General features: G+C 56.7%; 13 protein-coding genes. 3 read left to right on the top strand and 10 right to left on the bottom strand.

What is annotated here, in order from left to right:
• The first annotated feature begins 48 nt into the window (after positions 1-48).
• Entirely contained in the window at positions 49-1,212 is a 1,164-nt protein-coding gene (locus tag GOW60_RS12570) for a serine hydrolase (RefSeq protein ID WP_171229556.1), read from the top strand.
• 9 nt (positions 1,213-1,221) lie between these two features.
• Positions 1,222-1,596, top strand: a complete 375-nt coding sequence (locus GOW60_RS12565) for a DUF2237 family protein (protein ID WP_152457181.1) — start codon at positions 1,222-1,224, stop codon at positions 1,594-1,596.
• Between the two features lie 54 nt (positions 1,597-1,650).
• On the opposite strand, the gene GOW60_RS12560 is transcribed toward GOW60_RS12565, so the two are convergent.
• From GOW60_RS12560 to GOW60_RS12515, 10 genes are all read right to left on the bottom strand, one after another.
• Entirely contained in the window at positions 1,651-3,303 is a 1,653-nt protein-coding gene (locus tag GOW60_RS12560; RefSeq protein WP_171229555.1) for an Ig-like domain-containing protein, read from the bottom strand.
• A 648-nt stretch (positions 3,304-3,951) separates the two neighbouring features.
• A complete protein-coding gene (trpB, locus tag GOW60_RS12555; RefSeq protein ID WP_171229554.1) occupies positions 3,952-5,199 on the bottom strand; it encodes a tryptophan synthase subunit beta in 1,248 nt (415 codons plus the stop codon).
• A gap of 68 nt (positions 5,200-5,267) precedes the next feature.
• The gene (locus GOW60_RS12550; RefSeq protein WP_171229553.1) at positions 5,268-5,603 is read right to left on the bottom strand and encodes a hypothetical protein; all 336 of its coding nucleotides are present in this window, start codon (positions 5,601-5,603) and stop codon (positions 5,268-5,270) included.
• Positions 5,604-5,650: 47 nt separating this feature from the next.
• Positions 5,651-6,292 (bottom strand): phosphoribosylanthranilate isomerase, encoded by a 642-nt coding sequence (locus tag GOW60_RS12545; RefSeq protein ID WP_171229552.1) that lies wholly within the window; start codon positions 6,290-6,292, stop codon positions 5,651-5,653.
• A gap of 11 nt (positions 6,293-6,303) precedes the next feature.
• Positions 6,304-6,654, bottom strand: coding sequence for a lipopolysaccharide assembly LapA domain-containing protein (locus tag GOW60_RS12540; protein ID WP_171229704.1), 351 nt, complete (start codon positions 6,652-6,654; stop codon positions 6,304-6,306).
• Between the two features lie 7 nt (positions 6,655-6,661).
• Positions 6,662-6,946, bottom strand: a complete 285-nt coding sequence (ihfB, locus tag GOW60_RS12535) for an integration host factor subunit beta (protein WP_050603110.1) — start codon at positions 6,944-6,946, stop codon at positions 6,662-6,664.
• Positions 6,947-7,216: 270 nt separating this feature from the next.
• Positions 7,217-8,893, bottom strand: a complete 1,677-nt coding sequence (gene rpsA / locus GOW60_RS12530; protein WP_068337749.1) for a 30S ribosomal protein S1 — start codon at positions 8,891-8,893, stop codon at positions 7,217-7,219.
• A gap of 231 nt (positions 8,894-9,124) precedes the next feature.
• Positions 9,125-9,505 carry a DUF6525 family protein gene (locus GOW60_RS12525; protein WP_371813358.1) on the bottom strand — a complete coding sequence of 127 codons (381 nt, stop codon included), beginning with the start codon at positions 9,503-9,505 and terminating at the stop codon, positions 9,125-9,127.
• Positions 9,506-9,570: 65 nt separating this feature from the next.
• Positions 9,571-11,256 carry a tryptophan halogenase family protein gene (locus tag GOW60_RS12520; RefSeq protein ID WP_152457174.1) on the bottom strand — a complete coding sequence of 562 codons (1,686 nt, stop codon included), beginning with the start codon at positions 11,254-11,256 and terminating at the stop codon, positions 9,571-9,573.
• Between the two features lie 194 nt (positions 11,257-11,450).
• The gene (locus GOW60_RS12515; protein ID WP_171229550.1) at positions 11,451-11,987 is read right to left on the bottom strand and encodes a hypothetical protein; all 537 of its coding nucleotides are present in this window, start codon (positions 11,985-11,987) and stop codon (positions 11,451-11,453) included.
• 217 nt (positions 11,988-12,204) lie between these two features.
• Here GOW60_RS12515 and GOW60_RS12510 point away from each other — a divergent pair, with 217 nt between their 5' ends.
• Positions 12,205-12,681: a YHS domain-containing (seleno)protein gene (locus tag GOW60_RS12510; RefSeq protein ID WP_171229549.1), complete on the top strand. Its 477-nt coding sequence runs from the start codon at positions 12,205-12,207 to the stop codon at positions 12,679-12,681.
• Positions 12,682-12,695 lie beyond the last annotated feature (14 nt).

Here is a 12,695-nt window from a genome sequence, read left to right as displayed (position 1 = left end):
AAGAGGGATGTCCACGTTCCAATACACGCAAACAAGGGAGGCTATGCGATGCGGTCCATACTGAAGTGGGTTCTGCGCATTGTGCTGGCGCTGGCTCTGGCCGCCGCTGCCGTTGGGCTTTGGAAACGCGAAGAGTTGCAGCGCCTGATGGCGGTGAACTCTCTGTTTGCCGAGGACAAGATCGTTCACAACTTTTCGCATATGGATGAAGCCTTTCTTACCGTGGATCTGCCGCGTGGAAACGCCCCAACATGGGAACTGCCCTACGGCGAAGGTTTCGATCTTCCGGAAGGCACCGACACTTGGATCAATGAACGCTCGGTCACTTCTTTGCTCATCATGCAGAACGGCAAGATCCGGTTCGAGGAGTACTATCTGGGCACCGGTCCCGATGATCGTCGGATTTCGTGGTCAGTGGCAAAAAGTTACTTGTCGTCGCTTTTCGGCATTCTCCTGCAAGAGGGCGCAATCGATTCACTGGATGATCCCGTCGTCAAATACGCCCCCAAACTTGCAGGCAGCGCATATGACAGGGCGACAATTCGAAACGTTCTGAACATGGCCAGCGGCGTCACCTTTGACGAAGATTATCTGGACCCGAAATCTGACATCAACAGGATGGGCCGTGTGATTGCCCTAGGCGGTGAACTGGACGATTTCGCAGCCTCTTTGCAGGACAGTTTCGCGCCCCCTGGTGAAACCTGGCAATACGTTTCCATAGACACGCATGTATTGGGCATGGTGATACGCGGGGCGACCGGTCGCAGTGTCGCGGATCTTTTGACGGAAAAAATCCTTCAGCCCCTGGGCCTTGAGCGTGACGGGTATTATGTCACAGACGGCGCCGGTGTCGCATTTGTTCTGGGCGGATTGAACTTCACGACACGTGACTTTGCGCGGTTCGGGCAAATGATCCTGCAAGATGGGGAATTGAACGGCCGGCAAGTGGTGCCCGCCGACTGGATATTCGAGGCAACTCAACCCAGCGCCCCGACCGCTCGGGGGAAGATTGGATATGGGTACCAGTGGTGGATCCCGCGCGGCGCCCATGAAGGAGAGTTTCTGGCCCGGGGCGTGTATGGGCAATACATCTATTTCAACCAACCTCGTGGCGTTCTGATTGTGTCTACCGGCGCTGATCGGAAATTCCGCGACACTGGCGTAAACGACCAGAATATCGAAATGTTCCGCAAGATCGCAGAAAGCCTGTAAGGTGTGTTCATGCAGAAGCAAGAAAGTATCAATGTACTCGGCGGCGTTCTGGCGCCCTGCTCACGCGATCCTCTGACCGGGTTCTTCCGCGATGGTGCGTGCAATACCTGCCCCGAGGATCAGGGCAGCCATACCGTATGTGCCGTGATGACGGCCGAGTTTCTGGCATTCTCGAAATACGTCGGCAATGATCTGAGCACGGCTCGGCCCGAGTTCGATTTCCCGGGCCTCAAGCCCGGAGACAGCTGGTGTCTGTGTGCCGGCCGGTTCCTACAGGCCCATGACGAAGGATGCGCCCCAAAGGTCCACCTGGAGGCGACCCATCAACGCGCTCTCGAGATTGTGCCGCTTGATATCTTGCTTCAGAACAAGGCGAATGCCTAGACAGCCATTGCGCCTGGGGCGAGACCTGATCCGCGATCCAGTATCGCCCCAGGGTCAGAATGCCATTTGCCAGATCAGGCTGATGCTGTAGTTTTCAAAACCGCTTTCACCAATGCCATCGTAGAACACGTTTGCTGCAAGCAAGCTGTTGTTTTCCAGCCGGTAGTCCAGGCCCAGATCCGCGCGGGCACGGACGGTATCGCCTATCGGTGTCACGCCCGGGGCGGTGCCGGTACCCGAAGTCGTGCTCCAAATCCCAGAAAGCCCGCCCGTCAGCATCATCTCTCCTCGTGACACTTGCAACGGGTGGCTGAAATCCACACCCAACCGTGCCGTCGTCAAACTGAAATCCTGCTGTGGAATCAGATTGCCCAGGCTGTCGGTATAAGCTTTCTGATCGTCACTGGCATAGCTTACGTCCAGCAATGGCATCAATGTCAGGGCGCCACGCTTTATCTCACCGGTTACGCGCGACTGGACCAGCCAACGGTCACTGTCGAAACTGTCCTCGTAGGTGCCAAACGGAGAGATGTTGTTGTCGGCCTGACCATAAAGAACGCGCCCTTCAAGAAACACCGAATGATTGGGCAATTTTGCCACCACATAAGGACCAACCAGCCAGCCCGTACCGTCGACGCTGGCCGGGCCGTTTTCCGTTTCGGCATAGTCGAACTGAAGCATGGCACCGATCAACAGGTTCGAATTGATCTGGCGATGAGCCCCGACAACTGCCAGTGCATAGGAGTTGTCAAAATCATCCTGCGAACTCCAGTTGCCGGTCACACTGAACCAGACGGGCCGCGCCGGATCACTGGCGAAATTCAGATACCCCGAGCCCTGCGTGACCGAAGCGTCCAGTACACCCGACCCCGAGCCTTGCAGAAACTGGGTCAGTTTCGGCTGGTTCGACACAAGGCTGTTGGCCCGGGCGTTCTGGAACGCCTGAATCTGACGTTGAGCATTTGTCACGGCCTGAAGCGTGCTGACCCTGTTTGATTCAAGGTTCAGATTCCCAGCCGCGTCCGAGAACACCCCTGCCGGAATGAAAAGCTCGATGGTGCCGTTGTTCTGGGGCGTCAAAGTGGCGACATAGCTGGTGCCGGACCCGGTCAGAGTGGCCGTTGCATTGGTGACGGACAGGTCGCCCACGGTGAAATCGGTGCTTGGTTCGCTCAGGGTAATGCTTGCTTGAAATGTTCCGCTGCCGGTCGGCGTCAAGGCGCCGATCGTTGCAGTTGGCTGTGTCGTATCCACCAGAACGCGTGTGTTGACGATTTGGGTGTTCGTTACACCGGACAACGCGATCTCATAGCGATAAAGCGGCCCTCCGACGGTTTCGCGCGCGGTGAACGTAATCCCCATATACCCGTCTGCCGCATATGTGGAATCCGCGCCATCCTGACTGAGAATGGTTGCGCCGATATAGCCCAGGGAAGCAAGGCCTGCGGGCGTGATTGCACTCTGGTTCAGAATGCCGTTGTTGAAATAGAAACTGCCGCCGGGAACCTGCCCCGACCCTCCCAGCGAAACAAAGGCCGTGCCGGTAAATGGGATATTGTTGAAAAAGATGCTTCCCCCGTTCGGCGTCGGAACCGAGGTTATGATGAAGCCGCCACCAAGGGCCGCACCCTCTTTCGCGCTTCCGATCATGAGTGCTGAAATCAGAAAACAGAGGCACGACAGCCTCGAAATAACGGACCTGACCATTTTACCTCCTACAACACCGCGAGGGTGCTAAACACCAGGGTGCCCGGGCAAAGATACTGTGCCCCGAACCACGTCATCCATTGTCCCATCCATTGCAGAGACGTCCCCTGAACCGGCCGCAACTACGCCAGTTACCCAATAGTTAATTCAATTTGGAGGCACTGTATAGAATTGGAAGCAACTCAACTTTGGCGTGCGGGCCACATGGCCATGCACAAACCGCAGGGCAAAGGCGAAAAATCCCCGGAAAACACTTCGGACCCCGGTGTTTTCAGGGTGTCTTCTCGGCGAAAGGTCACAACAAGCCGAGACTTTGCAAGTCATATGCTCAGAATGTGCCGGTTACAAATTCTCGGCTCTGACGGGGTATTCGCAACAATCCCAGGCAGAGATCGCAACTGGCAGTTGTTGGGAAACAAATGCAGGCACAATGATCCAGGTTTCACAGCAGCCGGCGATTCCTCGGGCTTCTGTGTTGTCCTCACATGCGCATTGGCGGCGGCCCTTTTTGCAGGGCAGCCTGATGTGGGCGGACATGTCACATGTTTGACTATCCCGCCTGTCCTGCCTTGGAATTATTGCTTTCAGGACTGCTTGAGCCATCGACCCCAAGACAGAGCAACCGGGACATGCCGCCCCGGTTCACAGTCAGCCCGCCGTACGGCCTTCGGTGTCTGACATATCGAAGTTCAGATATTTGGCCACGGTCTGAACGTCCTTGTCTCCACGACCGCACATGTTCATGCAGATCAGGTGATCCTTGGGCAATTCCGGTGCGATCTTCATCACATGGGCCAAAGCGTGGCTTGGCTCCAGCGCCGGGATGATCCCCTCGGTGGCGCAGCACAGCTGGAACGCCTCGAGCGCTTCCTTGTCGGTGATCGAGACGTAATTCGCGCGTCCAATTTCGTGCAGCCAGGAATGCTCGGGCCCGATGCCCGGATAGTCCAGCCCGGCCGAGATTGAATAGCCTTCAAGAATCTGGCCATCGTCATCCTGCAACAGATAGGTCCGGTTGCCGTGCAGCACGCCCGGCCGACCGCCGGTCAGCGAGGCGCAGTGCTCCATTTTCTCGTTCACACCTTTTCCGCCCGCCTCGACGCCTATGATGTTGACGTCCTTGTCGTCGAGGAAGGGATAGAACAGACCCATCGCGTTCGAACCGCCGCCGATTGCGGCGATGATCGTATCTGGCAAACGGCCTTCAGCCTTCATCATCTGCTCTTTCGCTTCCTTGCCGATGATCGACTGGAAATCGCGGACCATTGCCGGATAGGGGTGCGGTCCAGCCACGGTGCCGATGCAGTAGAACGTGTCGCGCACATTGGTCACCCAGTCGCGCAGCGCGTCATTCATCGCATCCTTGAGCGTCCCACGACCCGAGGTCACAGGGATCACCTCGGCCCCCAGAAGACGCATACGGAATACGTTCGGGGCCTGACGCTGCACGTCGTGCGCCCCCATATAGACAATGCATTTCAAGCCGAATTTGGCACATACGGTGGCGGTGGCCACGCCGTGCTGCCCTGCCCCGGTTTCAGCAATGATCCGGGTCTTGCCCATACGCCGCGCCAGAATGATCTGACCCAGCACGTTGTTGATCTTGTGCGCGCCGGTGTGGTTCAGCTCGTCACGTTTCAGATAGATCTTGGCACCACCCAGATGCTCGGTCAGGCGTTCCGCAAAATACAGCGGCGAAGGACGACCCACATAGTTTGCCCACAGGTCATCCATTTCGGCCCAGAACGTCGGATCATCTTTGGCCTTGTTGTATTCCTCTTCCAGCGACAGGATCAGCGGCATCAGAGTTTCACTGACAAAACGCCCGCCGAAGATGCCGAAACGTCCCTGTTCGTCAGGGCCGGACATGAAGGAATTGAAAAGATCGTTGGCCATGGGTGTCTCCCTCGTCGTATCTGTTGTTCATAGGTGGTGGCAGCGGGATTTGCCATGGGCAAAACGCATCATTCCACAACCTGCGTGTTTTGACGCCAGACCTGAATCGCCTGTTCCGGCGAGGGCACACCAATGCACGGAAAATGATGAAACCTGTTCACATCCGCCAAACGATCGGCCGCCAACACGGCACGCCTGTGGGGGCCGGATTGGGAAAATGTCAGCATTGCTTCGATGTCTTGCCAGACACTGAATGAAAAATAGATGCCATCCTTCCTGAACAAGTCAGCGTGCAGGCACAATGGGTCGCCTTGCGCCTGCCGACAGGCCTGTCCCGCGCGCCAGAAAAACTCCGGCGCATGGTACCAATGTTTCAAGGAAACGCCCCCGATTGCTGCGAGCATGCTCAACCCCTCTGTTTCGAGGGATACGCAGCAAAATCTTTATCAGATCACCTGAGAGCCGATGCAAAGTCGCGGATCAGGGCCGCATCTTTCACACCCGGCGCGCTTTCGACACCGGATGACACATCCACCTGCCGGGCACCTGTCATCCGGACTGCTTCGGCAACGTTCAGGGGTGTCAGGCCACCGGCCAGCATCCAGGGTCGCCGCCAGTATTTCCGTCCGGCCAACAGCCGCCAGTCAAAGGCCAACCCGTTGCCGCCCGGCAATTCGGATTCTCTGGGCGGTTTCGCATCGATCAGCAGTTGATCGGCCACCTCCGAGTAAAGATCGATGGCCGCCAGATCCTCGGCCTCGGCCACTCCTATGGCTTTCATCACCGGCAAACCAAATCGCTCGCGAATTTCGGAAACCCGTTCGGGCGATTCCTTGCCATGCAGTTGAAGCATATCAAGCGGTACAGTCGAAACGATGCCGTCCAACTCTTCGTCAGTGGCATTCACAACCAATGCCACCTTGGCAACGCCAACTGGGACCAGATGCGCCAGCTCTGCGGCCCGCGAAACATCCAGATTGCGTGGCGATTTCGGAAAGAAAACAAACCCAACATAGCCCGCCCCGGCGTCTGCCGCAGCGCGCACGTGATCCGGTGCGGTCAGACCGCAGATTTTGAATCGAACATCAGGCATGGCGATCAGGCTCAGCTCGCCTCATCCAGAAGGGCAAGTACGTCGTCCTTGCCTTCGTTTTGCTTTTTCTTGAGTTTCTTGACTTCGCGCTCAAGTTTGCGCACTTCGGTTTTCTTCACGGTCGCGTCGCGGCGGTGCTTGTGTTCCCGCAGCCATTCCCACAGGAAACCAATAACCAATCCTGCCGCAACACCCCCCAAAACCACCAGAAACAGCGGTAGTGACGCACTGAGGTTGAAACCCAGAAGCTCGGCCAGAGCATCCGGCATCAGTTTCAGTTCTACGGACTGAACATTGGCAAGAGACACGGAAATCAGGATGATCCCGAGAGCCGCCAGAAAAACATATCGAAGGTAACGCATCATGGTGTCAGGCTTTACCGTTCAATCGATCCCTGAGCAACTTGCCAGTTTTGAAAAACGGTACACATTTTTCTTCGACCTGCACCGTTTCGCCTGTGCGCGGGTTGCGCCCAACACGTGCGTCGCGTTTTTTCACGGAGAAGGCACCAAAGCCCCGCAGTTCGACACGGTCACCGCGCGCCATGGCGTCTGTGACTTCTTCGAATACAGTGTTCACGATCCGCTCGACATCACGCTGATAGAGATGCGGGTTTTCGTCAGCGATTTTCTGAATCAATTCTGAACGGATCATGCGTGATACCCTCCCAGGCAGCCGGTGTGACAGGTCTACTGTTTTGACAGTATAGGAAAAAACCCGGAAGGGGGGAACGGATACTCTGAGTTTTGAGGCTTTATTTTGCCACATTCTCGCGCGAAATTTTATCTGTCAGGCCAATTTCCACACTTAATGCGCGATCAATCCCCTTATTAACCCTGCGGTTCGGAACATATTGATTCGCAACAAAAACGGCCCCGCACTGTCGTACGGGGCCGAAATTCATGCTTGGGATACTGCCTTGGCTCAGTCGCCGGATTTCAACGCTGCACCCAGGATATCGCCCAGCGATGCGCCCGAATCGGAAGAACCGTACTGTTCCACGGCCTCTTTCTCTTCGGCGATCTCGCGCGCCTTGATCGACAGGCCCAGACGACGGGTCTTGCTGTCGACGTTGGTGACGCGGACGTCGACCTTGTCGCCGACCGAGAAACGCTCGGGGCGCTGTTCGGCACGGTCACGCGACAGATCCGAACGACGGATGAACGACTTCATGCCTTCGTATTCGACCTCGATGCCGCCATCTTCGATCGCGGTGACTTCGACGGTGATGACCGAGCCACGCTTCACGCCGCCCACGGCTTCGGCGAACTTGTCACCGCCCAGGGCTTTGATCGACAGCGAGATACGCTCTTTTTCGACGTCAACTTCCGAGACAACCGCCTGAACGACATCGCCCTTGCGGTAGTTCTGGATCGCATCCTCGCCACGCTCGTCCCAGGACAGGTCGGACAGGTGAACCATGCCGTCGATGTCGCCTTCGAGGCCGATGAACAGACCGAATTCGGTGATGTTCTTGACTTCGCCTTCGACCTCGGTGCCCTCGGGGTGGGTTTCTGCAAACACTTCCCACGGGTTGCGCTGAGTCTGCTTCAGGCCCAGAGACACGCGACGCTTGGCGCCGTCGATTTCCAGAACCATGACGTCGACTTCCTGGCTGGTCGAAACGATCTTGCCGGGGTGGACGTTTTTCTTGGTCCAGGACATCTCGGACACGTGCACCAGACCTTCGACACCGGCTTCCAGCTCGACGAACGCGCCGTAGTCGGTGATGTTGGTGACACGACCCTGATGGACCGAGCCCAGCGGGTACTTGGCAGCAACCAGATCCCACGGATCTTCCTGCAACTGCTTCATGCCCAGGCTGATGCGGTGGGTCTCTTTGTTGATCTTGATGACCTGAACCTTGATGGTTTCGCCGATCGTCAGTATCTCGGACGGGTGGTTCACACGGCGCCATGCCATGTCGGTGACGTGCAGCAGGCCGTCAACGCCGCCCAGGTCAACGAATGCACCGTATTCGGTGATGTTCTTGACAACACCCTCGACAGTCTGACCTTCGGACAGGTTGCCGATGACTTCGGCACGTTGTTCGGCACGCGATTCTTCCAGGATGGCGCGGCGCGACACAACGATGTTGCCACGGCGGCGGTCCATTTTCAGAATCTGGAACGGCTGCTTCAGACCCATTAGAGGTCCGGCGTCGCGCACGGGGCGCACATCAACCTGCGAGCCGGGCAGGAACGCAACTGCGCCACCCAGATCGACGGTGAAACCACCTTTGACGCGACCAAAGATTGCACCTTCGACGCGCTGGTCGTCGGCATATGCTTTTTCCAGACGGTCCCATGCCTCTTCACGGCGGGCCATCTCGCGCGAGATGACGGCTTCGCCACGGGCGTTTTCTGCGGCACGCAGGTAAACTTCGACCTCGTCACCAACAGCGATTTCAGGGGCTTCGCCGGGATTTGCGAATTCTTTCAGATCAACGCGGCCTTCCATTTTGTAGCCTACGTCGATGATGGCCTGGCCGGCTTCGATCGCCAGAACCTTGCCTTTGACAACAGAACCCTCTTCGGGTGTGTCCATTTCGAAGCTTTCATTCAGGAGGGCTTCGAATTCCTCCATGGATGCGTTAGCCATGTGGCGTTGTTTTCCTTTACAATACGTTTTTGCTGGCCGAGCGGTTGTCTCCGCCGGTCTTGTTTCATGATGTCTTCAGGCGTGATCCGGTGCGCGCCTGAGCAAACAAACACAAAGGGCCGAGGTAACCCGGCCCTGCTCAGAAACGTCATCCGGACGTTGACCGCCCTTGTATCGACAGCGCGCGTATAGGCGGATTCCCCGGTATGTGCAAGGGCAAAGCCCATATTTTCAAGGTTTGGCGGCTCTATGCCCAGGCGCGTTGCCGGTTTTGAAGGTCCAAACCCCGGCATCGCGCCGCAGCATGGCCTGTTCAATTGCGTCCAGTCGCATCAACGCTGCGGAAGGGTTGCGTGCGCCTCCGGCCCGGTTCCAGATTTTTTGCGCAGAAACGGGGCTCCACGGCAAGCTTGCCGAGGCCAACCACTGGCGCAGCCCTGACGGCAGAGAGTCGTAGACCTGCATAGGCGCTGCCTGTCGCCTCCGACGTTTGAGGGTGCTCTGCAAATTCCGGCCCCTTGTTTGCCCTTGTTTCTTGTGTTGCTGCAATACGGTCGCCTTTCGCAAAGTATATGTAATTACATTACATACCAACAAGGCAGACGGAAGCACAAAAGACGGGGAATTCGCACCCCGCCTTTCCTGAAAACACTCCCTGCGCGACGGGCAGGAAGCAGTCAGAACAGTTGCAGATCCTTTTTACCGCTTTGGATTTCAGCAAAGTTCGGCATGTTTTCGATGACAACAGGGGCTGGCGCCGTGCCCGGCATCGCCACTGTAGGCTTCATTGCTGCCGCCATTCCAAAGGCAGGTTGATCAAGTTCCCCCCGGATATCGCGCAACAGTGTTTTGTGATCCGGCATGGATTTAACGATCTTCGCCAGATCCATTTTCGCGTTCTTCATACCCTGGAACCAAATCGGTTTCTTCAACGGTCGAAGACGATCACGGATGCCTGAACCATAGCCCGTATCATAAACCTGTTTGCCCAAAAGAACGGTCTGATAAACGCGGCTGTCAAACAAAGTGGCGAACTCGATATCGTGGTCCATCGGCAGGCGATACTGCCACAAGTCAAGATTTTCGGCCAACCGATCCGGTATCTTCATCTCAGTGCGCGCATCGATCCAGTATTGATCATCGGTACGGTTGCCCAACCGATAGTGCAAACAGATGAATTCCAGTACCTCGTTGTAAAGCTTGTCCATCTGTCGATTGTATCTGTCCCTCAGCGAAGGCTCGATGTCTCGCGTGGGCAAATGCTCGGCGAACCAGCGTATCGCATGGTCAATCATATGAATCGCCGTGCTTTCCAGCGGTTCAATGAACCCGCCGGACAGGCCTATGGCCACGCAATTCTTGACCCAGGCATTGCGCACGCGACCGACGCGCATCGGGATCACGCGCGGTGTCAAACCTTTGCCGCTGTCACCCAGCCACTCAAGGTATTCGTCCGCTGCCTGATCATCCGTGCGGTGTGCCGACGAATAGACATATCCTGTGCCCACACGGTTAAAAAGCGGCACGCGCCACGTCCAACCTGCGCCCAAGGCAGTGGATCTGGTGGCGCTTTCGATCTTGTCAGGATCCGGATGCTCGATCTGCAACGCCATGGCCCGATCATTGGGCAGGTAGTCAGAGTAATCCAAAAATGGCTCACCAAGTGCCTTGTTGATGATCAGCCCACGAAATCCGGTGCAATCCACGACCATCTCAATGTCATGGCGGCCTTTTGCTTCGAGCATGAGATGACTGACATTGCCCTGTTCATCCAGCTCGACCGTTTGCACCTCATCCCGGATATGCTCCACTCCGCGCTTCGTGCAGACCCTGGTCAGCATGCCTGCAAACTTTACGGCATCCAGATGATATGCATAACCAAACCGTTGCTCGAATTCCGGCTGCCCCAACTGACGCGCGCCCTTGCACAAACGGGCCAGATCATCATGCGGCGATATGGACTGCGTGAAATCCCGGTCGCCATTGCCGAAGCGCAGGAAATACTCGGCGGCCTCCAGCCCCTCAAGCATCTGGCCATGCGCAAAGGGGTTCATGTAGTCGATGCGATTGCCCTTGGCGTCATTGTTCCAATTGCAGAACTTCACACCCAGCTTGAAGGACGCGTTGGTCTCGCGGAAGAAACTCCGCTCTGAAATACCCGCCTGACGCAGCGTGACAGGCATCCGCGGAACTGTGGCTTCACCCACCCCCACGGTCGAGATGTTCGGGCTTTCGATCAGGCAGATTTGCGGTCGATCCTTGGGCGCTGACGTGCGGGAAAACACCATGTCCAGGATCAGCGCGGTCATCCATCCAGCCGTACCGCCACCCACGATGGTGATTTTGTTCAAACGATTGTTCATGTAGTTTTGTCCCTGTTGGCTTGGGAATTTTTTGCTGCGCCCCTGTTTTTTTGCGGGTTGTGTCGCAGCTTTCCCTTTTCGCTGGGAAGAAACTATAACAGCTTTCCTAAATCCATCTAGGGTCTATGAAGGCCCGGCCGCGCAACGTCGGCCAACCAGCAGGCGTCACGCCAGTTCCATATTCACGGCGCAGGTCAGATCTCTTCGCCTTTCTTCAGCAGTTCTTCAATCAACTCACGTTGCAGATCGGTGCTGTCGCCGCCTCCGAACTCTGCCTCACCACCGGAATACAGGGTGCCATATGTCCTGGCGATGTTCACAGTCTGGGCCAGCCCCGAGATCAGCTGGTCTTTTTCCAACAGGGACAACGGGTGGATAAACGCAGCCCACAAGGTGCCATTGGCAATCGCATAGCGGGCATCCAGCGTGCTGTCGAAATTGGCCTGCATCATTCTGATCAAGTCTTCCTCCGACAGCGCCTCGGCGCTGCGGATCGGGACCATGGCCCGCATCCGATCCGCATTGGTGTCGGTGATGACCAGGACCTGCACCCCTGCAATCGTCAATTGAAACCCGGGGCCGCTCGGCTCTGCTTCGGGGTCAAGCGCGAAAAGAATGTTGCCCAGCCGTTCATACGTCATCGGCGGCTCGGCTTCGGGTGGGCTTTGCACGGGCTCTTGCGCGGCAAGGCTTCGGGCAATGAAAACAAGGATGAGGGCTAATCGGATCATGATGGCACTCCTGCGGGCATTCTTTCAGCATAGGTACGCAAAACCACACTGACCAAACAAAGCTTGGTGAACGCACCTTCTGGACATTCAGACACTTGTACGATCTGCAATATCTGATGGCCTATCTGCGATTACACGTCCAGCTTTCATCCCCTAACTATGTTTCACCGGTCGACGATCCGATCGACCCGAACCCAGAACCAAGAGGAAACGTGCAATGAAAACTATCGTCTTCACCGCCCTGGCAGCCGCCATGGCCCTGTCCACTCCGGCTTTTGCCGCGGACGAAATCAACGTGTCGAACGGGATCTCGGCCGCAGGTGCCCCGCTTGCCGCACATGGGGTCGATCTGGTTGCTTTGGTCAATGATGGCAACCCGGTCGAAGGCTTCGCCACCCACTCGGCGACTTATGATGGCGCATCCTATTACTTCACCACCGCCGCCAACCTCGAGGCGTTCGAGGCGAACCCGGAGGCCTACCTGCCACAACATGGTGGGTTCTGTTCATTCGGCGTATCGGTCGGCAAGAAGTTCGACGGAGACCCGGATCAGTACCTGGTTGCAGATGGAAAACTATACCTGTTCCTGAACGCCGAAACCCGCGCGGCCTTCCTGAAGGACGTTCCCGCCACCGCAAAAACGGCGGACGAACAGTGGGCAAACATCAAGAGCATCGCCGTAGGCGAGCTGTAAACTCCGCTTTTGCC

The sequence above is a fragment of the Ruegeria sp. HKCCA4008 genome, assembly GCF_013033125.1.
Classification (GTDB): Bacteria; Pseudomonadota; Alphaproteobacteria; order Rhodobacterales; family Rhodobacteraceae; genus Ruegeria.
Note: the sequence above shows the minus strand (reverse complement) of the source record. Positions and strands in the feature narration are given on the sequence as shown.

What these genes read in the sequence shown, in the direction of transcription:
- GOW60_RS12545 (WP_171229552.1), bottom strand. Translation starts at nt 6,292, where the DNA reads ATGCCTGATGTTCGATTCAAAATCTGCGGTCTGACCGCACCGGATCAC.
- GOW60_RS12540 (WP_171229704.1), bottom strand. Translation starts at nt 6,654, where the DNA reads ATGCGTTACCTTCGATATGTTTTTCTGGCGGCTCTCGGGATCATCCTG.
- GOW60_RS12550 (WP_171229553.1), bottom strand. Translation starts at nt 5,603, where the DNA reads ATGCTCGCAGCAATCGGGGGCGTTTCCTTGAAACATTGGTACCATGCG.
- GOW60_RS12515 (WP_171229550.1), bottom strand. Translation starts at nt 11,987, where the DNA reads ATGATCCGATTAGCCCTCATCCTTGTTTTCATTGCCCGAAGCCTTGCC.
- GOW60_RS12560 (WP_171229555.1), bottom strand. Translation starts at nt 3,303, where the DNA reads ATGGTCAGGTCCGTTATTTCGAGGCTGTCGTGCCTCTGTTTTCTGATT.
- trpB (WP_171229554.1), bottom strand. Translation starts at nt 5,199, where the DNA reads ATGGCCAACGATCTTTTCAATTCCTTCATGTCCGGCCCTGACGAACAG.
- rpsA (WP_068337749.1), bottom strand. Translation starts at nt 8,893, where the DNA reads ATGGCTAACGCATCCATGGAGGAATTCGAAGCCCTCCTGAATGAAAGC.
- GOW60_RS12510 (WP_171229549.1), top strand. Translation starts at nt 12,205, where the DNA reads ATGAAAACTATCGTCTTCACCGCCCTGGCAGCCGCCATGGCCCTGTCC.
- GOW60_RS12570 (WP_171229556.1), top strand. Translation starts at nt 49, where the DNA reads ATGCGGTCCATACTGAAGTGGGTTCTGCGCATTGTGCTGGCGCTGGCT.
- GOW60_RS12565 (WP_152457181.1), top strand. Translation starts at nt 1,222, where the DNA reads ATGCAGAAGCAAGAAAGTATCAATGTACTCGGCGGCGTTCTGGCGCCC.
- ihfB (WP_050603110.1), bottom strand. Translation starts at nt 6,946, where the DNA reads ATGATCCGTTCAGAATTGATTCAGAAAATCGCTGACGAAAACCCGCAT.
- GOW60_RS12520 (WP_152457174.1), bottom strand. Translation starts at nt 11,256, where the DNA reads ATGAACAATCGTTTGAACAAAATCACCATCGTGGGTGGCGGTACGGCT.